This is a genomic window from Hymenobacter negativus, from assembly GCF_016056375.1.
Lineage (GTDB): Bacteria > Bacteroidota > Bacteroidia > Cytophagales > Hymenobacteraceae > Hymenobacter > Hymenobacter negativus_A.
In genome coordinates this window covers 129,078-147,488 of record NZ_JAEDAE010000004.1, presented here as the reverse complement: position 1 = coordinate 147,488, position 18,411 = coordinate 129,078, and the positions used below count along the sequence as shown (strand labels likewise).

Annotated in this window: 17 protein-coding genes; 9 read left to right on the top strand and 8 right to left on the bottom strand. The window is 62.5% G+C overall.

What is annotated here, in order from left to right; genetic code table 11:
- Positions 1-84: 84 nt before the first annotated feature.
- Positions 85-585, bottom strand: coding sequence for a DUF6799 domain-containing protein (locus I7X13_RS11270; RefSeq protein WP_198069351.1), 501 nt, complete (start codon positions 583-585; stop codon positions 85-87).
- A 390-nt stretch (positions 586-975) separates the two neighbouring features.
- On the opposite strand from I7X13_RS11270, the gene I7X13_RS11265 reads away from it, so the two are divergent.
- On the top strand, positions 976-1,911 hold the full coding sequence (locus I7X13_RS11265) for a DnaJ C-terminal domain-containing protein (RefSeq protein ID WP_198069350.1): 936 nt from the start codon (positions 976-978) through the stop codon (positions 1,909-1,911).
- Between the two features lie 18 nt (positions 1,912-1,929).
- The gene (locus I7X13_RS11260; RefSeq protein WP_198075575.1) at positions 1,930-2,256 is read left to right on the top strand and encodes a hypothetical protein; all 327 of its coding nucleotides are present in this window, start codon (positions 1,930-1,932) and stop codon (positions 2,254-2,256) included.
- A 143-nt stretch (positions 2,257-2,399) separates the two neighbouring features.
- Here the strand turns inward: I7X13_RS11260 and I7X13_RS11255 are convergent, their stop codons facing one another.
- From I7X13_RS11255 to I7X13_RS11235, 5 genes are all read right to left on the bottom strand, one after another.
- The gene (locus I7X13_RS11255) at positions 2,400-3,155 is read right to left on the bottom strand and encodes a ZIP family metal transporter (protein WP_198069348.1); all 756 of its coding nucleotides are present in this window, start codon (positions 3,153-3,155) and stop codon (positions 2,400-2,402) included.
- 186 nt (positions 3,156-3,341) lie between these two features.
- Positions 3,342-3,707 carry a hypothetical protein gene (locus tag I7X13_RS11250; RefSeq protein ID WP_198069347.1) on the bottom strand — a complete coding sequence of 122 codons (366 nt, stop codon included), beginning with the start codon at positions 3,705-3,707 and terminating at the stop codon, positions 3,342-3,344.
- Positions 3,708-3,735: 28 nt separating this feature from the next.
- Entirely contained in the window at positions 3,736-4,368 is a 633-nt protein-coding gene (locus I7X13_RS11245; protein WP_198075574.1) for a hypothetical protein, read from the bottom strand.
- Positions 4,369-4,484: 116 nt separating this feature from the next.
- Positions 4,485-5,357 (bottom strand): carboxylating nicotinate-nucleotide diphosphorylase, encoded by an 873-nt coding sequence (gene nadC / locus I7X13_RS11240; protein WP_198075573.1) that lies wholly within the window; start codon positions 5,355-5,357, stop codon positions 4,485-4,487.
- Positions 5,358-5,442: 85 nt separating this feature from the next.
- Positions 5,443-5,844, bottom strand: coding sequence for a DUF4783 domain-containing protein (locus tag I7X13_RS11235; RefSeq protein WP_198069344.1), 402 nt, complete (start codon positions 5,842-5,844; stop codon positions 5,443-5,445).
- 171 nt (positions 5,845-6,015) lie between these two features.
- On the opposite strand from I7X13_RS11235, the gene gpmI reads away from it, so the two are divergent.
- Both gpmI and I7X13_RS11225 read left to right on the top strand, forming a co-directional pair.
- Positions 6,016-7,560, top strand: a complete 1,545-nt coding sequence (gene gpmI / locus I7X13_RS11230; protein WP_198069343.1) for a 2,3-bisphosphoglycerate-independent phosphoglycerate mutase — start codon at positions 6,016-6,018, stop codon at positions 7,558-7,560.
- Positions 7,553-8,134 carry a hypothetical protein gene (locus I7X13_RS11225; protein ID WP_198075572.1) on the top strand — a complete coding sequence of 194 codons (582 nt, stop codon included), beginning with the start codon at positions 7,553-7,555 and terminating at the stop codon, positions 8,132-8,134. Before gpmI ends, I7X13_RS11225 begins: the two co-directional genes overlap by 8 nt.
- A 15-nt stretch (positions 8,135-8,149) precedes the next feature.
- Here the strand turns inward: I7X13_RS11225 and I7X13_RS11220 are convergent, their stop codons facing one another.
- Together I7X13_RS11220 and prfA are read right to left on the bottom strand one after the other, a co-directional pair.
- Positions 8,150-9,709: a hypothetical protein gene (locus I7X13_RS11220; RefSeq protein WP_198075571.1), complete on the bottom strand. Its 1,560-nt coding sequence runs from the start codon at positions 9,707-9,709 to the stop codon at positions 8,150-8,152.
- Positions 9,710-9,810: 101 nt separating this feature from the next.
- Positions 9,811-10,884, bottom strand: coding sequence for a peptide chain release factor 1 (gene prfA / locus I7X13_RS11215; RefSeq protein ID WP_198069340.1), 1,074 nt, complete (start codon positions 10,882-10,884; stop codon positions 9,811-9,813).
- Positions 10,885-11,235: 351 nt separating this feature from the next.
- Here prfA and thrA point away from each other — a divergent pair, with 351 nt between their 5' ends.
- The 5 genes from thrA (at position 11,236) to I7X13_RS11190 (ending at position 18,391) form a co-directional block, all read left to right on the top strand.
- On the top strand, positions 11,236-13,683 hold the full coding sequence (thrA, locus tag I7X13_RS11210) for a bifunctional aspartate kinase/homoserine dehydrogenase I (RefSeq protein ID WP_198075570.1): 2,448 nt from the start codon (positions 11,236-11,238) through the stop codon (positions 13,681-13,683).
- An 85-nt stretch (positions 13,684-13,768) separates the two neighbouring features.
- Positions 13,769-14,701 carry a homoserine kinase gene (locus tag I7X13_RS11205; protein WP_198075569.1) on the top strand — a complete coding sequence of 311 codons (933 nt, stop codon included), beginning with the start codon at positions 13,769-13,771 and terminating at the stop codon, positions 14,699-14,701.
- Positions 14,702-14,783: 82 nt separating this feature from the next.
- The gene (thrC, locus tag I7X13_RS11200; protein WP_198069337.1) at positions 14,784-16,079 is read left to right on the top strand and encodes a threonine synthase; all 1,296 of its coding nucleotides are present in this window, start codon (positions 14,784-14,786) and stop codon (positions 16,077-16,079) included.
- 59 nt (positions 16,080-16,138) lie between these two features.
- Positions 16,139-16,840 (top strand): c-type heme family protein, encoded by a 702-nt coding sequence (locus I7X13_RS11195; protein WP_198075568.1) that lies wholly within the window; start codon positions 16,139-16,141, stop codon positions 16,838-16,840.
- A gap of 246 nt (positions 16,841-17,086) precedes the next feature.
- On the top strand, positions 17,087-18,391 hold the full coding sequence (locus I7X13_RS11190; protein WP_198075567.1) for a protoporphyrinogen/coproporphyrinogen oxidase: 1,305 nt from the start codon (positions 17,087-17,089) through the stop codon (positions 18,389-18,391).
- The last annotated feature ends 20 nt before the right edge of the window (positions 18,392-18,411 follow it).

Sequence of the window (18,411 nt, the reverse complement as noted above, 5' to 3'; positions counted from 1 at the left end):
GGCCCGCGCCGCCCCCAAACGCCAAGCGCCGCCAAACCCGGAGGCTTGGCGGCGCTTGTTGCAGCTGCGATGAGCGGCGAGTGACTACTTCTTTTTCTTTTCGGCTTTGGCCTTCGCCTTGGCTTTTTCTTCGTCGCGCTTGGCCTTCTCTTTGGCTTTTTTGGCTGCGGCTTCTTCCATTTTCTTCCGCTTGCCGGGGTATTTGGCATCGAATACCATCACTTTGGCGATGCTGTCGGCGTCGGCAATGGCCTTGCGGCTGGTCACGCGGCCGGTGAGCGACACGTAGTCGCCTTCGGCAATTTGGGTGGTGGTGCCATCGGGCGTTGTCACTGCGCCGGCCGGGGTGATGACGGTGCCGTTAATCAGCTTTTTATCAGCCGTGAGCGGGTTGCTGATGCCAAGCTCGGTGAGCACCACTCGGCCCTTCTGCATCGAGATGCCGTCCTTGATTCCCTCGGTGGCCGATGCTACTGCGCGCGGCTTCGGCTGCACGCGGCCCGGGCGGGCCGTCTGCGCCTGCACCCCGGCAATATTCAGCAAAGCCAACGCGAAAGCATAGAAGAGGGAATTCTTGATATTCATGGGAAAGTTAAAAATAGAGTAGGAAAAAACGCAACGATAATTACTTTCAATGCACAAATATAAGCCTTTTTAGGAACATAAGAGTTGCATTATGTTTAGGTCAAGTGCAAAAACCACCTCATAGCCAGTGTCGGTGAAAAGCCAACATTCTATTGCCTGTTGCGTTCATTTAGTGTATCCAATTTTGATGCCGAAAACCAAGTGCCCCCTTTTCTGCATCGTCACAAACTACTATACGAGAACGAACAGGCAGAAGCGTAATGCCCCCCGCAAAATTGTTAGCGGCAGAAATTGGTTGGTAATGCTGAATTTGCGGAGCGGCCAGCCGCTGGGCACTCCAGCACGGCCTCCCATAACCCACGTATAACTCCATCGAATTTTCCTCATCCCGTGGATTACAAAGACTACTACAAGGCGCTGGGAGTGGACAAAAACGCCACTTCCGAGCAAATCAAGAAGGCATACCGCAAACTGGCGCGCCAGCACCACCCCGACGTGAACCCCAACGACAAGGGCGCGGAGCAGAAATTCAAGGAAATCAACGAGGCCAACGAAGTCCTCAGCGACCCCGACAAGCGGAAGAAATACGACCAGTTTGGGGCCGACTGGCAGCGCTACCAGCAGCAGCCCGGTGGCGGCGCGGGCCGGGGCGGCCAGCCCGGCGGTGGCTTCGACTGGAGCCAGTACACCCAAGGCGGTGGCGGCGGCAACCCGTTTGGCGAAGGCGAGGACTTCTCGGATTTCTTCGGCTCGCTCTTTGGCAACATGGGCGGCGGCAGTCGGCGCGCCGGCGGCACCCGCCCCGGTGCCGGCCCCGACTACCAGGCCGAGCTGGAATTGAGCCTGGAGGAGGCCTACCACGGCGGCCCGCGCACCATCACCGTCAACGGCAAAAACCTGCGCCTGACCATCGCGCCGGGCGTGGCCGACGGCCAGACCATTCGCCTGCGCGACCAGGGCGGTCCCGGCCGCCACGGCGGCCCCAACGGGGCGCTGCTCATCACCTTCCGCATCCGGCCCGATGCCCGCTACGCCCGCACCGGCGACGACCTCACGCAGGACGTGCCCGTGAGCATCTACAAGGCCCTGTTGGGTGGTGAGCAAACCGTGGAAACCCTCAGCGGCTCCGTCAAAATCAAGCTAAAGCCCGAAACAGCCAACGGCACCCGCCTGCGCCTGCGGGGCAAGGGTTTCCCGGTATATAAAAAAGAAGGCCAGTTCGGCGACCTCTACCTGCGCCTGAACCTGACCTTGCCGCAGCACCTCACCGACCAGGAAAAAGAACTGATTCAGCAGCTGGCAGCCCTGCGCCCTGCTGAAGCCTAACCCATCTTCTTACTCAGCATGGAAACGACCTTCATCACCCTTACTTTTCAGGAATGCTCGGTGCGCTACGGGCTGGCGCCGGCCGACCTGCACGAGTTTCTGCAGGCGGGCCTGCTCCGCGCAGCGACCGCCCCCGAAACCGTCATCGTGGACGAGCCCGACGACCTGCCGCGCCTCGCCCGCCTGCACCACGAGCTAGGCCTGGCCCCGGAGGCGTTGGACATCATCCTGGCCATGCGCCAGCGGCTGGTGCGCCTGCAAGCCACGCTGGCCCGCGAAACGGCGCGGGCGCGGCAGTTGGAAGACTTCCTGCTGCGAAATAGCGTGTTGGAGGATTTTGGGTAAAGCCAGAAGAATAATTGCCTGTCATCCTGAGCGCAGCGAAGGACCTTCTCACTTTTTGAGCAGTTTGAAATTACCGCAAGTCGTACATCGGTGATAAGGTCCTTCGCTGCGCTCAGAATGGCAGAAGGTTTTCTATTCCCCGCTTACGCCACGGCCAGCGCCAGCAGCAGCCCGGCCAGCGTGGCCGCCAGCTTGGGCCAGTTGAGGCGGTGCTCGGGACTGGTTTCAAACAGAATGGTGGTCGAAACGTGCAGGAAATTGCCGGCCACCAGGCCCAGCAGCGCCGCGTACCAGCCGCTGCTCAGCAGCTGCGACAGTACTACGTAGTTGCTGATAACAATGCCCACCGGCGAGGCCAGCGCGAAAATCAGCAACCCCGGCCACACCCGCCGGAAGCTGCCCAGCCGCAGCCGCAACAGCGTGGCCAGCGCAAAGGCCGCCGGCATGTGGTGCAGCGCCACGCCCACCACAATGGCGTAGAAATTCTGGCTCACCTGCCCTACTTCCGGGCTGTGCACCAGAATGCTGCCCTCCAAAAACGAGTGCACCACTAGCGCCGCCAGCAGCAAGAACGGCACCCGGCTCACGCCTTCGTGCGGGCTGTGTGCCGCTTCGTGGTGCACATGCACGTGCCCATGCTCCACGCCCTGCGACAGCACCTCCAGCAGCAGCTGGCCAAAGAAGCCGCCCAGCACCCAATAGCCCACCCGCGTGGGATGCTCGGGTAGCAATTGCAGCGCCTCGGGCAGAATGTGCGTCACGGTGAGCGTGAACAAATACGCCCCGCTAAAGGCTAGCAGCGGCTTTAGCCACTGCCCGCCCCGCGCCACCGGCACCCAAGCCGCCGCCGCGCCCGCACCCAGCACCGTGAGCAGCAGCAGAAAAATTGCAAACCCCATATGTAAAGAATGAGGAACGAGGAGCGAGGAATGAAGAACGGGAAATTGCCAGCGCACACGCTAACAGTTTCCCGTTCTTCATTCCTCATTCTTCATTCTAAAATGACGCAAAGCGGCAGCTCTGCTACCGCCGGCCGGCGGGCAAAGCTGCCACCCAATCGAGAGAAACCTAAAAAGCCGCGCGCCTTAGCGCTGTATTTGGTGGCCGTTTTCGGCCGTGTCCGCCTGGCCCGATTTGCCGGCGTCGTGCAGTTGGCCACGCTTGCGCATGCCTTCTTCGGCGTTTGCCGAGATGGCCGACTCAGCGGCCGGATGCTTGGCTTCGGTTTCCGGAGCTTGACCGGCCGCAGCCTTCATCAGCGGCGAGTTCACGTTTTCGATTGAGCCGTTGGGCACCGAGTGGTCGAAGTTTTCGTCGTCGCGGGTGCCGGGGGCTACCTGGTCGAGCGATACTTTCTCATCGGGGCGCCAGTCGGAGGGCTCGCTGCTGCAAGAAGTCAGGGCCAAAGTAGCGGCGGAAACAGCCAGCAACAGGGTGGAGGTCAATTTCATCGAAGTAAAATTAGCAGGGGGTTGAAATTTAGACGGTGGCCGCGCCGGCTTCGGCGGGCAGCAGGTTTTTGCGGCGCAACATGGCCTCAAACAAGCGGCGGTCGTTATCGGCGTTGAAAATTTTGAAAGGCAAATGTAAAAACACCGGCACATCGAACGTGCGGGCCAGCCACAGGCGCCACGCGGCCATACCGGCCGGCGGCGTGCCAGGCTTGAGGTACAGTACGTAAGCATCCACATCGCGGCGCACCCGGCCAATCATGTCCCAGGTCAGCTGCATGGCTTTGCCTTCCTTCTCCGGGCCCACGCGCAGCAACAGCTGCTTGTTGTCCATCTCAAACGCCATGCGCTCAAACAGCGGCTTGCTCTGCTCCATCTGGGTTACGCCCGTCACCTGTGCCGAGCGGAACAGCACAAACAGAATGGTGAGCACTACGGCCAGCACAATCCACCACCAGGAGTGCACAAAAATGGCCGGGAGCAGCCCCAGCGCGAAGGGAATAAGCGCATACACCCAGTCTTTTTTCCATACTTCGCCCATCACCATCTTGGTGTAGGTGTCGGTGGTAAGCTGGGTTTTCTTGGTGCGAATGGCCAGCGACGGGGCCTGCTGGGCCTGGCGGAAGCCGCCACCGCCGCCGCGTTGGTTGGGTTGGTTCACGGGAGTAATGTGATAATGTAATGATGTGTTGAAATGTGAAAATGTCTTAGCTGCAAAGAGGTGGAATGGTCTACAGTGCAACACATTTCCACATCAGCACATTCTCCACATTCGTTTTAATACGCTTTTAGGCTTAAATCCAGGCTCTTGACAGAGTGCGTGAGCGCGCCCACCGAAATGTAGTCAACACCCGTGCGGGCCACTTCGGCAATGGTTTTCTCGGTGATGCCGCCGCTGGCCTCCGTCGGGAAGCGGCCGGCGATGAGGGCCACGGCCTCGCGCAGCTGGTCGGGGCTCATGTTGTCGAGCATGATGCGGTCGATGCCGCCTGCGTCGAGCGCCTGCTGCACTTCATCGAGCGAGCGGGTTTCGATTTCGATGGGCAGCCGCCGGCCGGTTTTTTCCAGGTAGTCGTGGGTGGCCGCGATGGCCTGCGCAATGCCGCCGGAGTAGTCAACGTGGTTATCCTTGAGAATAATCATGTCAAACAGCCCGTAGCGGTGGTTCACGCCGCCGCCGATGAGCACAGCCCACTTCTCGCAGATGCGGAAATTGGGCGTAGTCTTGCGGGTGTCGAGCAGCTTGGCCGAGGTACCAGCGATGAGCGTGTTCAGGTGCGCCGTGTAGGTGGCGATGCCGCTCATGCGCTGCATGCAGTTGAGTACCAGGCGCTCGGCCGTGAGGATGCTGCGGGCCGGGCCTTCCACGGTGAAGGCAATGTCGCCGTGCTTCACGAGGTCGCCATCGGCGAGCAGGGGCGTAAATACCAGCGAGGCATCCACTTCCTTGAAGATGAGCGGGGCCAGGGCCATGCCGGCCAGCAGGCCTTCGCCTTTTACCAGCAGCTGGGCGCGGTTGCGGGCGTCGGCCGGAATGGAAGCCAGCGCCGAATGGTCGCCGTCGCCCACGTCCTCGGCCAGAGCCGTGCGGATGAAGGTGGTCAGCGCCTCGGGCGTGAGATAAGAATAGGCAGCGGAGGGAGTTTGCACGGCGCAAAGGTACGGCCCTTGCGTCGGCCAGTAAAGCAGAAGATTCCCACGAAAAAGCCCCGGCCTGTGCGGGCCGGGGCTAAGGTTATTCTTTCGTGAACTCCAGCGTGTCAATTACCGGCGCGCCGCGTGAGGGCTTGAGCTTAACATACACGCGGTAGGTGCCGTTACGGCCGGTGTAGCGGCCAATGGCGTACTGAATGTGCTCCTGGCTTTCGCCCTGATGAATAAACTCAAAGGTGCTGGGGGCATTTTTGCCGAAAAAATCCTTGATGACTATTTCGGCCTGGGTAGCGTTGTAGCCCTGCCTATCGCCTTCGAAACCAATTTCTACGGTAGCGGCAAAATATTGCGACAATTCGCGGGAAGAGCCGTTGCGCAATGCCGACCGAACGGCTCCGAGGTTATCGGCCTGCGCGTGAGCCGCGACAGAACCGAGCAGGAACAGCCATCCGATGAATAGAGTCCTAATTAAATAGCGTTTCATTATACGGGTAATAAGTGCGTCATACGCGGAAAGTAACAAGCGAAAATGGTGCCAGGAAGTAATCAACGACTTTGAGCAGGCCTGCGCAAAGCTGAAAATTGCCCCAACTTAAAGCGGGTGCGAAGGTAGAAAATTTCAACCAGAGGCGCAGCCCCGCCGTATCTTTGCGCCATGAATAAGCAGGTATTATTGGTAATTCTGGATGGGTGGGGCATTGCTCCGAACACGGCAGTTTCGGCAGTAGACGCGGCTAGTACGCCGTTCTACCACGAGCTGTTGCAGCGGTTTCCGCACAGCACCTTGCAGGCGTCGGGCGAGGCCGTGGGCCTGCCCGAAGGCCAGATGGGCAACTCCGAAGTGGGGCACATGAACATCGGGGCCGGCCGCGTGGTCGACCAGGAGCTGGTGCGCATCGGCAAGTCCATTCGGGAGCGCAAGCTGGGCCAGATGCCCGCGCTGGTGAAAGCCTTCGACTACGCCATTGCCAATGACAAACCGCTGCACCTCATCGGCCTGCTTTCCGATGGTGGCGTGCACTCACACATCGACCACGTGAAGGCGCTTTGCACCATTGCCCACGAGGCGGGCGTGCGGCGCGTGTTCGTGCACGCCTTCACCGACGGGCGCGACACCGACCCCAAGAGCGGCGTGCGCTTCGTGAACGAGCTGGAAGAATCGATGGTGCGCAGCGGGGCCAAAATCGCCTCGGTGGTGGGCCGCTACTATGCCATGGACCGCGACCGCCGCTGGGAGCGGGTGAAAGTGGCCTACGACCTGCTGGTGAATGGCATCGGCACGCCTTCGCAGAACCTGATTCAGACCATTCAGGAGCAGTACAAAGAAGGCGTGACGGATGAGTTCCTGAAGCCGATTGTGAAGACTGGGGCCGACGGCCAGCCGCTGGCCACCATTCAGGAGGGCGACGTGGTGCTGTGCTTCAACTTCCGCACTGACCGGGGCCGCGAAATCACGGAAGTGCTGACGCAGCAGGACATGAACGCCTTCCAGATGCAGCGCCTTAACCTGCATTACCTCACGCTGACCAACTACGACGACACCTTCGTGGGCGTGACGCCCATTTTTGAGAAGGACAACCTGAACAACACGCTGGGCGAGGTGCTGGCGGCTTACGGCAAAACCCAGATTCGTATTGCCGAAACCGAGAAGTACCCGCACGTCACGTTCTTCTTCTCGGGTGGCCGGGAAAATGAGTTTGCGGGCGAAACGCGCATCCTGCGGGCCTCGCCCAAAGTGGCGACTTACGACCTGCAGCCCGAAATGAGCGCCGCCGAACTGCGCGATGCGCTGGTGCCGGAACTGCAAGCTAAATCGGCCGATTTTGTGGTGCTGAACTTTGCCAACCCTGACATGGTGGGCCACACCGGCGTGTTCGAGGCCGTGGTGAAGGCCGTGGAAACCACCGACGCCTGCGCCCGTGCCGTGGTAGAAGCCGCGCTAGCCGCCGGCTACGCCAGCATCATCATCGCCGACCATGGCAACGCCGAGTTCATGCGCAACGCCGACGGCTCGCCCAACACCGCCCACACCACCAACCTGGTGCCCTGCATTCTGGTCGACAACGACTACCGCGGTGCCCTGGCCGATGGCAAGCTGGGCGACCTGGCCCCCACCATTCTGGAGCTAATGGGCGTGCCTAAGCCGGCCGAGATGACGGGCCAGAGCATCCTGCGGCCTAGCCTTGCCCCGAATGCGTAAGCATCGCCTGGCAATAGGCGCGCTGGCGGCGGGCTTAGTGCTGCTGGGGGGCTGCGGCGAGGCCGGCCCGGCCGCGCCCGCTGCCCGCCGCCCGCTGTATTTCGATGTGAAAGGCCTGCTCACGCAGCAGGTGGCACAGCTAGAGCAACGGCACGCCGCCGTGACCAAGCACGTGAGCCTGCGCGGCAACGCGCCCGAAACCGTGCGCGTGCCCGCCGTGAAATGGAACGACGAGCTTCAGATTTTCTTTCAGGCTGACATCAACAAGGCTGCCCTGCGCGGGGCCTACGCCGTGGATTCGGTGGCGCTGGCCGGTGGGGCAATGCGCCGCACCTACACGCGCCGGCCGGGCCAGCCCAATGCGCCCGTAACCAGCCTGACGGTGGTGCAGCGGGGCACGGTGCCGCAGGAAATTGCGGCCACCATCGTGCAGGATAATCCGCTGTTCTCGGCCCAAAAGCAACTGCGCATGCAACTGGAGAATGGCCAGCTGCGCGCCTACGAAGTGGTGGGAACCCAGAAGCTGGTGCTGTTCGACTCGTTGCGCTATTCGGCGGCCGGGCGGGTGGAGTAGGCAGGTTTGGCCTGATTATTTGTGCTCGTAAGCGCCCAGACTGGGCATACTCGGGTTGTTGCGCGGCAGGTTGATGAGGTCGCGGAGCGGCACCGGCGAGCCAACGGCTTTGGGCCGGCGGGGCGAGGTAGCGGGCGAAGCGGCCTGCAGGCTGTAATCGGGCTGGCTGCTGGTGAGCGATGTGCGAACAAACAGCGGGTCTGCGTTGACGATGTTGGCGCGGGCGGCCAGCGCCAGGCCGGGCTTGCCGACAGCATCTGTGGTGGCTTGGTATTCCTTGGTGCGAAGCAGCGAGTTTTGCACCGTGATGTTGGACAGATAGTCGGCGTTGTTCTGCAAATACAGCTCGTCCTCAAAAGAGCCCCACACGATGGAGTTGCGGATGGTGACGCTGGTGGGCAGCTTCGGCGGGTTTTTCAGGGCGTCGTCCACGTTGGTGAACGTGAGGGACGAAGTTTCTCGCCGGAAAGCGGGCGTGTAGTTGGCAACGGTGCAGAAGTTCAGGTCGTAGGTACCGCCGATGCCCACCATGGCATATTCGCCGCAGTTGGTGAAGAGGCAGTTGGTAGCCGTAACATCGCCGGAATAGCTGATGACGCCGCCGCCGGTGCCGGGGTTGGCATTGGCGAAGGAGACATTCGACCCGGAGATATTTCGAAAAACGGTGTTGCTCAGCGCCAGCGTGGGATGGGTGGGCAATGCGTCGCGATTGTAGAGCAAGGCGCCGAACGTGGCATTCTTGATTTCGGCGTAGCGAATACTGTTGTTGCGGCTGGTACCGGTGAAAATGATGCCGCCCCACTGGCTGGGAATGTCGGCGTAGAACGGCTCCAATCGGTCACCCTGAAAACGCACGATGTTGAGGTTTTTAGCCTTCACCGTATCAGTAGCACCGGTGCCGGGCACGAAATCGTCGTTGACCCGCAACGTACCATTCACCTGAATGTAGGAGCCGGCGTGAGAGTAGATGCGCGCGCCTTTGGGAATGGTCAGCGTGACGCCTTCGCCCACAAGCACCCCAAATGAAACGGCCGGCTGTTGCGGGTTCAGTACCCGGTTAGCATTAATGATGACGTGGGGCTTGTCGGTACGCCAGGTCGTGTTGGCGGTGATATAGTCGGCGCGGTGGAAGTAGGCATTCTGGCCGTAAGCCACCACTTTCACGTTTTGCTCGTTGCCGTTGGTGCGGAAATTCACCTGGTCTTCCAGCAGGAAAGGCTTGTCCTTGCCGTTGTCGCCCAGCACGGCGCGCACCAGCACCAGCAGGCTGTCCTTGCCCCGAATGGTGATGCCGCTGATGCTCGGGCCGGCATCGCCGTTGATGAGCAGCGAGTAGGTGGTGCCCAGCTTGCCGGCCAGGCTCACATCGGTTTTCACCGCGCCGCTGTTGCGGTTGTACACCCACAGGCGTTTCGTCACCGTTTGGATAGTGGTAAACGCCGTGTCAAACTTAACCGTGTCGGTGGCAAACGCCAGGCTGCCGGAGGTTTGCACCAAATCTTCTTTCGGCTCGCAGCCGGGCAGGAAGGAGAGCAAACAACTCAAAACCAGAAGCAACGAGAAGAGGTGGCGCATAAGCAGTGGCGAGGGCATGGATTGCCCAGGAGAAACGATAAAGCCGGAAGAGTATTGCAACCGAGGCGGCGGGGCCGGCACGTGCCAGCCCCGCGCCGGGCTTACTTCGTCACGCCTTCCTGCAGGCGCTCGGCGCTGTCGGCCAGGCGGAGCTGCTCCACGAAGTCGTCCACGTTGCCCTCCACCACGCTGGCCAGGTTGTACACCGTGTAGCCGATGCGGTGGTCCGTCACGCGGCCCTGTGGGTAGTTATAGGTGCGGATTTTATCGGAACGGTCGCCGCCGCCAATCATGTTTTTGCGCACGGCACCGTCGGCTTCGTTCTTTTTGGCCAGCTCCATCTCGTACACACGGGAGCGGAGCACGGCCAGGGCTTTGTCGAAGTTTTTGAGCTGCGACTTCTGGTCCTGGCACTGGGCCACGAGGCCGGTGGGCAGGTGGGTGAGGCGCACGGCCGAGTACGTGGTGTTTACGGACTGGCCGCCGGGGCCGCTGGAGCAGAAATAGTCCTTGCGGATGTCGCTCATGTTCAGCTCCACGTCGAATTCTTCGGCTTCCGGAATCACCACCACCGAGGCCACGCTGGTGTGGATGCGGCCCTGCGTTTCGGTGGCCGGCACGCGCTGCACGCGGTGCACACCGCTCTCAAACTTGAGCTTGCCGTACACGTCTTCGCCGCGCACGGCCACGATGATTTCCTTGTAGCCGCCGGCAGTGCCTTCCATGGCATCGATGAGCTCCATTTTCCAGCCCTGCTTTTCGGCGAAGCGCATATACATGCGCTGCAGGTCGCCGGCGAAAATGGCGGCTTCGTCGCCGCCCGCGCCGGCCCGGATTTCCATGATGACGTCTTTCGAGTCGTTGGGGTCCTTGGGCAGCAGCAGGTCTTTGATGACTTCTTCGAGGCGCTCCTGCTCGGGCATCAGCTCGTCGAGCTCGGCCTTGGCCATCTCGCGGAAGTCCTGGTCCTTTTCGGTGGCAATGACCTCGCGGGCATTTTCGATGTTGCTGAGCACCTGTTGGTAGTTGCGGTACTCGGCCACAATCTTGCCCAGCTCTTTGTATTCCTTGTTCAGGGACTTATAGCGCTTCAGGTCCGACATCACGTCGGGCTGCATCAGCTCTTCGTTGACGTTTTCGTAGCGCTGGTTGATGGCTTCTAGTTTATCGAGCATCGGGTGTTCGGGAAATAATCAGATAGTGGGCAAAGATACGGATTCTAAACACCGCTATTCAGCACGTTGGTTCGCGGACTTCGCCCGGCCAATGCCACCAACGGCCCGGCACGCCCAACAAACCGCCGAACGGATGCGGGAAATGGCCCCGGCGCGCCCTACATTGCGCCCGTCTGCCTGGGCGTGGCCGGGATTGGAAGTTGGCGTAGCACAGCTACTCCGGCCCGGTGCCGGCTCCGCCAAACAACTCTTCCTGACGCTCGCTGGCGTCTCCGCTTCTTCTCCTAAGCTCTTCTGGTTTCGCACTTCCCACCCAAGCGGTACCCCACTTTCACCAACCAGAAAACTGCAATGCAAGTGTTGAAATTCGGAGGCACGTCGGTGGCCTCTGCTGCGAATATTGATAAAAGCTGCGTCATCGCCATGAAGGCTCTCGAAAAGGGACCGGTGGTAATGGTCGTGTCGGCACTGGGCGGCACCACCGATGCGCTGATTAAGGCAGGCCGCACGGCGGAAACGGGCGACCTGGCGTATCAGGAGATTCTGCAGCAGCTAGAGCAGCGCCACCTCACTGCAGCCGAAGAACTGCAGCTGCCACCCGCGCCGCTGGATACCGCTGCCGCCCTGATTACGGACGCCTTTCTGGAGCTGCACCGGCTGTGCGACGGCATCGCGTCGCTTCAGGAGCTGTCGAGCCGCACCCTGGACCGGCTGGTGAGCTACGGTGAGCTGCTGTCGTCGCAACTGGTAGAGCTGCATTTCCATAGCTTCTGGCCCGATACCGTGTGGGCCGACACGCGCCAACTCATTCGTACCAACTCGCGCTTTGGCAATGCGGAAGTAGACATCGCCGCCACCGGCCGATTGGTGAAGGACTTTCAGGCCCGGTACCCCGGCGACTCGTGGATAGTGCCCGGCTTCATTGCCGCCGATGCCCACGGCACCACCACCACGCTGGGCCGCGGCGGCTCCGACTATACGGCCGCCCTACTGGCCGCCGCCCTCGATGCCGAAGTGCTGGAAATCTGGACCGACGTGAGCGGGATGATGACGGCTGACCCGCGCCTTGTGCGCAGCGCCCGGCCCATTGCCCGCATTTCGTATCAGGAGGCCATGGAGCTGTCGCACTTCGGCGCGAAGGTGCTGTATCCGCCTACCATTCAGCCCGTCATGCAGCGCGGCATTCCGCTCTGGATTAAAAACACCTTCGCCCCCGACGACTACGGCACGCTGGTCGAGGTGAGCCCGCCCCGGCCCGCCGCTGTCGTGCAAGGCATTTCCAGCATTGGCAACCTGACGCTGCTAAACCTGGAGGGCAGCGGCATGGTGGGCGTGCCGGGCTTTTCGCAGCGGCTGTTTGCCGCGCTGGCCCGCGAGCGAATCAACGTGGTGCTCATCACCCAAAGCTCGTCGGAGCATTCGATTTGCGTGGGCGTCAACAGCCAGGACACCGCCGCTGCCCAGGCCGTGGTGGATGAGGAGTTTGCGACGGAAATCGCGGCCGGCCGCATCGAGCCGCTATGGCCTGAAACCGACCTCGCCATCGTGGCGCTGGTGGGTGATAACATGAAAAACCACCCCGGCATCAGCGGCAAGCTGTTTGGTGCGCTGGGGCAGAACGGGGTGAACATCCGGGCCATCGCACAGGGCGCGTCGGAGAAGAATATTTCGACCGTGATTCGGGCTGCCGATGTGCGCAAGGCCATTAACGTGCTGCACGAGGCCTTTTTCGAAGCCACCAAGAAGCAGGTCAACCTGTTCATCCTCGGTCCCGGCAACGTGGGCAGCAAACTGCTGGAGCAGCTGGCACGGCAGCAGTCGCACCTGCTGGAGAAGCTGGGCCTGCAGGTGCGCGTGGTGGCCATTGCCAACAGCCGCCACTGCCTGGTGGATGAAAATGGCCTCGACCTCACCGCCTGGCCCGAAGAGCTGGCCCAAGCTCCGGCCCAGACGCTGGAGGAATTCACGCAACTCGTCATCGCCCGCAACCTGCGCAATTCCATCTTCGTGGACGTGACGGCCAACCCGGTCGCCGCCGGCATCTACGCCGACTTGCTGGCCAAGAGCGTGGCCATTGTGGCGTGTAATAAGGTGGCCGCCTCGTCGGACTACGCGCATTACGCCCGTCTCAAAAGCCTGTCGAAGGAATTCAACGCCAGCTATTTGTTTGAAACCAACGTGGGCGCGGCCCTGCCCATCATTGGCACACTCAACGACCTCACGCGCAGCGGCGATGTGGTACGGCGCATGGAAGCCGTGCTCTCGGGCACGCTCAACTTCGTGTTCAACAACTACGATGGCAGCCGCCCTTTTGCCGAGGTGGTGCGCCAGGCCCAGGCCGAAGGCTATACCGAGCCCGACCCGCGCCTCGACCTGAGCGGCTCCGACGTGGCCCGCAAAATCCTCATCCTCGCCCGCGAAGCCGGCCAGATAATGGAAATGGCGGACATCGAAATCGAAACCTTCCTGCCGCCCGCCTGCCTCGATGGTGATGTGGAAGCCTTCTACACGCAGATGGCGGCGCACGAAGCGCACTTCCGCGCCCTCTACGATGCCGCTGCTGCCGCTGGCAAGCGCCTGAAATTCGTGGCCCGCTACGCCGATGGGCGCGCCGCCGTGGGCCTGCAGCAGGTAGCGTCCGGCCACGACCTGTACGACCTGCGCGGCAAGGACAACGTGGTGCTCTTCCACACCGACCGCTACGTGGACCAGCCGCTGGTGGTGAAAGGTGCCGGGGCTGGCGCGGAGGTCACCGCCTCGGGCGTGTTTGCCGATATTATCCGCGCCGCGAGGTTGTAAAAATTCAGTGAGCAGTTATCAGTGAGCAGTCATCAATAAAACCGCTCGCTGATAACTGCTCACTGATAACTGTTCACTGAGCTCTATGCCTGATTCCGTTCTCGTTCATTCCCCCGCCACGCTCTCTAATCTGGGCTGCGGCTTCGATGTTTTCGGCCTGTCGCTGGCCGCGCCTTACGACACCATTCGCCTCACGCGCAGCGCCGAGCCGGGCATTCGCATCCGTCACCACGACCCGTATAACCTGCCCACCGACCCGCTGCACAACGTGGCTGGCGTGGCCCTGCTGGCGCTGTTGAAGCAGGTGCCGGAGGCCGTGGGATTCGACATGGAAATAACCAAAGGCATCAAGCCGGGCAGCGGGGTGGGCAGCAGTGCCGCCAGTGCGGCCGGCGCGGTGGTGGCGGCTAATGCGCTGCTGGGCAACCGCTTCAGCAAAATGCAGCTGGTGGATTTTGCGATGGAAGGGGAGGCCGTGGCCTCCGGCGCGCGCCACGCCGACAACATCGCGCCGGCCATTTTTGGCGGGTTTACGGTGGTGCGGGCTCTGGAACCGGCCATTGACATCATTGCCCTGCCCGCGCCGCCGCTGTGGGTAGCCGTGGTGCACCCGCAGATTGAGTTGAAAACCAGCGACTCGCGCAAAGTGCTGCCGGCCACCGTGCCGCTGGGCCTCGCCGTGCGGCAGTGGGCCAACGTGGCGGGCCTGACCGCCGGCTTCATGATGGCCGATTACGACCTCATCGGCCGCTCGCTCGACGACTACATTGTGGAGCCGGCGCGCCTGCCGCTCATCCCCGGCCTGGCCGAGGCGCGGACGCGGGCGCTGGCCGCCGGCGCCATTGGGGGGGGCATTTCGGGTTCGGGACCGTCGATTTTTATGCTGAACCGGACGGAGGCCACGGCGCAGGACGTGGGCGCAGCTCTGGGCAGCGTGTTCGCGGAGCTGCAGATTGAATGCAATGTGTACGTGGGGCCGGTGGGCACCACGGGGGCGCGGGTGGTGGCGGAGGAGTAAATAAATTCATCTGTCATCCTGGGCGCAGCGAAGGACCTTCGCTGCGCCCAGGATGACAGATGATTACCAGAATTAACAACCAATGAAATACTACAGCCTCCGCCACCAGTCGCCCCCGGTTGATTTTCGCACCGCCACCGTTACCGGGCAGGCACCAGATGGCGGCCTGTATTTTCCCGAAACCATCCCGAAGTTTCCGGCCGGGTTCCTGCGCGAGCTGCGGGGGTTGAGCAAGGCCACGGTGGCCTTCAACGTGATGCGACCCTACGTGGGCAGCACCATTGCCGAGGCCGATTTGCAGCGCATCTGCGCCGAGGCGGTGGATTTCGAGTTTCCGCTGGTGCCGGTGACGGCGGAGGTGTCGGCGCTGGAGTTGTTTCACGGGCCGACGCTGGCGTTTAAGGACGTTGGGGCGCGGTTTATGAGCCGTTGCCTGGGCTACTTCGCGCAGCGCGGCGACACGCCGCCCGTGACCGTGCTGGTGGCCACCAGCGGCGATACCGGCGGGGCCGTGGCCAGCGGTTTTCTGGGCGTGCCGGGCGTGGAAGTAGTGATATTGTACCCCGCCGGGAAGGTGAGTCCGGTGCAGGAGCAGCAACTCACCACGCTGGGCCAGAACATTACGGCGCTGGAAGTGGCCGGCACCTTCGACGACTGCCAGGCGCTGGTGAAACAGGCCTTTCTGGACGAGGAACTAGCTAAAAAGCGCTTCCTGACTTCGGCCAACAGCATCAACGTGGCGCGGTGGCTGCCGCAGCAGCTTTACTATTGCTTTGCCATGCAGCAGTGGCCGGTGGGGGCCGCCGCGCCGGTAGTTTCGGTGCCGAGCGGCAACTTCGGCAACCTGTGCGCGGGGCTGCTGGCGCAGGCATCGGGGCTACCGCTGGGGCGTTTCATCGCGGCTTGCAATGCCAACGAGCCGGTGCCGGTGTACCTGCGCACAGGCACCTTCACCCCCCGCCCGGCCGTGCCCACCTTCTCCAACGCCATGGACGTGGGCAACCCCAGTAACTTTGTGCGCATTCTGGAGCTGTTCGACAACGACCTGACCAGGCTGCGCGCCGCCCTCAGCGCCGATACCGTGACCGATGCCGAAACCGTGGCCGCCATCCGGCAGGTATGGGAGCGCGACGACTATCTGCTCGACCCGCACGGCGCGGTGGCCTACGCGGCGCTGCGCCGCTACCAGGCCCAACACGGCGGCGCGGCGGGCCTGATTCTGGCCACGGCTCATCCCGTGAAGTTTCCCGACGTGGTAGAGCCCATCCTCGGCCGGGCCATTGAGCTGCCGGCCGTGGTGCAGGCCTTGCAGGGCCGCACCAAACGAAGCGTGCCGCTGGCGGTTAACTACGAGGAGTTGAAAGCCTACCTGATGTAGCTGGGCTGCGGCTTGGGCCATTGGGGCAGCGGTTCGGACCTTTGTATAAAATCAGCCCAATGCCCGCATTCGTGAACAACCTGCTCTGTAAAATTGCGCTGCCCACGCTGGCCCTGGCCTTTGCGGCCTGCCGTCCCGACCAAGTGGAGCACCTCAAGGACAGCAAGCGCATCGGCATCGAGGCCGAAAACTGGGAGGTGAAGCGCATCATGCCCCGCGACCTGCTACACGCCACCCGCTGGGCCGGCGACTCCCTCACCGCCACTGCCGACTCGCTGCTGCGCCGTACCCTGGCCCGCGAGCTGGCCCGCGGCGGTGTGGCCCGCGCTCTGGCGTTCTGCCAGCCCGAAACCTACGGCGCCGTTGATTCCTTGGCCGGCGTGCTCAAGGCCACGGCCCACCGCGTGAGCGAACGGCCGCGCAACCCCGCCCATCAGGTGCCGCTATTGGCCGAGGAAATGCACCCCGACACGGTGCGCACCATCAAGCGGCTGTCGCAGGAAGTGTTTTTCTACCAGCGGCCCATTGTGCTGAACAATCAGTTGTGCCTGCGCTGCCACGGCGAAGTGGGCAAGGATATTTCGGCCGCGGACTACGCCCTCATCAAGCAGAAATATCCGCAAGACCAGGCTACCGGTTACCGGCTGGGGCAGGCCATGGGCGCGTGGCAGCTCAGCCTGCAGCGCCCCGGGGTGGCCGAATTCTGGACAATGAAAACCCGCAAGAAGTGGAAGGAGCACAAGATGCCGAAGCTGTTTTAAAAGGGGCTTCAAGGTCGTTGGCATCGGTCATAAAAGGTTGTGTCATCCTGAGCGCAGCGAAGGACCTTATCACGTTCGTATTAGTTGGATTGCTGCAAGCTTAGCAGGCGTGAGAGGGTCCTTCGCTGCGCTCAGGATGACAGCGGCTAAAAAACTCCCCTCTGCAACCATAATAAGCCCAACCTTTCGCGCCCCGCGCCGTGAAACGGAAGGACAGCCGTGCAAAACCCCCGCGGCTATTCTTTTATGACTGCCTCTGATTCCAAACCCGTCATCATTATTGGTGCGGGCATGGCCGGGCTGGCCTGCGCCACCTGGCTGCACCGCGCCGGCCACGCCGTGCTGGTGCTCGAAGCCGCCGACGCCGTGGGCGGCCGCGTGCGTACCGACATCACCCCCGACGGCTTCCGGCTCGACCGGGGCTTTCAGGTGCTGCAAACCAACTACCCCGAGGCCCGGCGCATCTTCGACTACGGCGCGCTGAACCTGAAGTGCTTCCGCTCCGGAGCCGTTATCCGGCTGGCCGACGGACAGGAGACCACCCTGCAAAACCCGCTGCAAGCCCCACTGGCAGCATTTTCAGCGCTCAAATCGCCCATCGGCACCCTGCCGGATAAGCTGCGCATCCTCAGCCTGGTGCGGCACGTGCTCAAGTACACGCCTGAGGAGCTGCTGGCCCGCCCGGCCACCGACACGCTCAGCTTCCTGCAGCGCTATGGCTGGAGTGAGCAGATGATAAACGCGTTTTTCAAGCCGTTTTTCGGCGGCGTTTTTCTCGATAGGGAGCTGACCACGGCCAGCAACTTCTTCGAGTTCGTGTTCCAGCAGTTCGTGACCGGCGAGGCGGCTGTGCCCGCCCTGGGCATACAGCAGCTGCCCGAGCAGTTGGCCGCCCGCCTGCCCGCCGGCACCGTGCGCCTCAACGCCCCGGTGGCCGGCGTGATGGATGGCTCGCGCGTGCGCCTCACCACCGGCCAGGTGCTGGACGGCGCGGCCGTGGTGCTGGCTACCGATGGCCTGAGCGCCCTGCGCCTGTTGGCCGGCCGCAGCGGCAACCCTGACGACGGCCGCCCGGCCCAGCCCGCCGGCATTCCCACGGCGGCCCGCATCACTACGTGCACCTACTTCGCCACGCCCGGCGGCCATTCGCCGGGCCGCAACGACAAGCTGCTGCGCCTGAACGCGGCCCCCACCGGCCTAGCCCACAACGTGGCCTTCCCCGCCGATGTGAGCGGCGCTTACGCCCCGGCCGGCCGCGCCCTGGTGTCGGTGAGCACCCACAACGAGCGCAGCCTCGGCGAGGCCGAGCTCACCGCCCGCCTGCGCGAGGAGCTGGCCGCCTGGTTTGGCCCGGCCGCCCGGCAGTGGGAGCACCTGCGCACTTACCGCATCCCCACGGCGCTGCCCGTGTACCTGCCCGGCCAGCCCGTGGAGCAGCCCCTAAAACTGGCCGACACCCTCTACCGCTGCGGCGACTGGGCCGCCTACCCCTCCCTGAATGCCGCGCTGGCTACCGGCCGCGAGGTGGCCGAGATGATTATCAAAAGCTGATTCATTCCGAATAATCTACG

Excerpts from the sequence above, each read along its gene's own strand:
- I7X13_RS11250 (WP_198069347.1), bottom strand. The coding sequence starts at position 3,707 with ATGAAATTGACCTCCACCCTGTTGCTGGCTGTTTCCGCCGCTACTTTG.
- gpmI (WP_198069343.1), top strand. The coding sequence starts at position 6,016 with ATGAATAAGCAGGTATTATTGGTAATTCTGGATGGGTGGGGCATTGCT.
- I7X13_RS11205 (WP_198075569.1), top strand. The coding sequence starts at position 13,769 with ATGCCTGATTCCGTTCTCGTTCATTCCCCCGCCACGCTCTCTAATCTG.
- I7X13_RS11190 (WP_198075567.1), top strand. The coding sequence starts at position 17,087 with ATGACTGCCTCTGATTCCAAACCCGTCATCATTATTGGTGCGGGCATG.
- thrC (WP_198069337.1), top strand. The coding sequence starts at position 14,784 with ATGAAATACTACAGCCTCCGCCACCAGTCGCCCCCGGTTGATTTTCGC.
- I7X13_RS11220 (WP_198075571.1), bottom strand. The coding sequence starts at position 9,709 with ATGCGCCACCTCTTCTCGTTGCTTCTGGTTTTGAGTTGTTTGCTCTCC.
- I7X13_RS11235 (WP_198069344.1), bottom strand. The coding sequence starts at position 5,844 with ATGAAACGCTATTTAATTAGGACTCTATTCATCGGATGGCTGTTCCTG.
- I7X13_RS11255 (WP_198069348.1), bottom strand. The coding sequence starts at position 3,155 with ATGGGGTTTGCAATTTTTCTGCTGCTGCTCACGGTGCTGGGTGCGGGC.
- I7X13_RS11195 (WP_198075568.1), top strand. The coding sequence starts at position 16,139 with ATGCCCGCATTCGTGAACAACCTGCTCTGTAAAATTGCGCTGCCCACG.
- I7X13_RS11270 (WP_198069351.1), bottom strand. The coding sequence starts at position 585 with ATGAATATCAAGAATTCCCTCTTCTATGCTTTCGCGTTGGCTTTGCTG.
- thrA (WP_198075570.1), top strand. The coding sequence starts at position 11,236 with ATGCAAGTGTTGAAATTCGGAGGCACGTCGGTGGCCTCTGCTGCGAAT.
- I7X13_RS11260 (WP_198075575.1), top strand. The coding sequence starts at position 1,930 with ATGGAAACGACCTTCATCACCCTTACTTTTCAGGAATGCTCGGTGCGC.
- I7X13_RS11225 (WP_198075572.1), top strand. The coding sequence starts at position 7,553 with ATGCGTAAGCATCGCCTGGCAATAGGCGCGCTGGCGGCGGGCTTAGTG.
- prfA (WP_198069340.1), bottom strand. The coding sequence starts at position 10,884 with ATGCTCGATAAACTAGAAGCCATCAACCAGCGCTACGAAAACGTCAAC.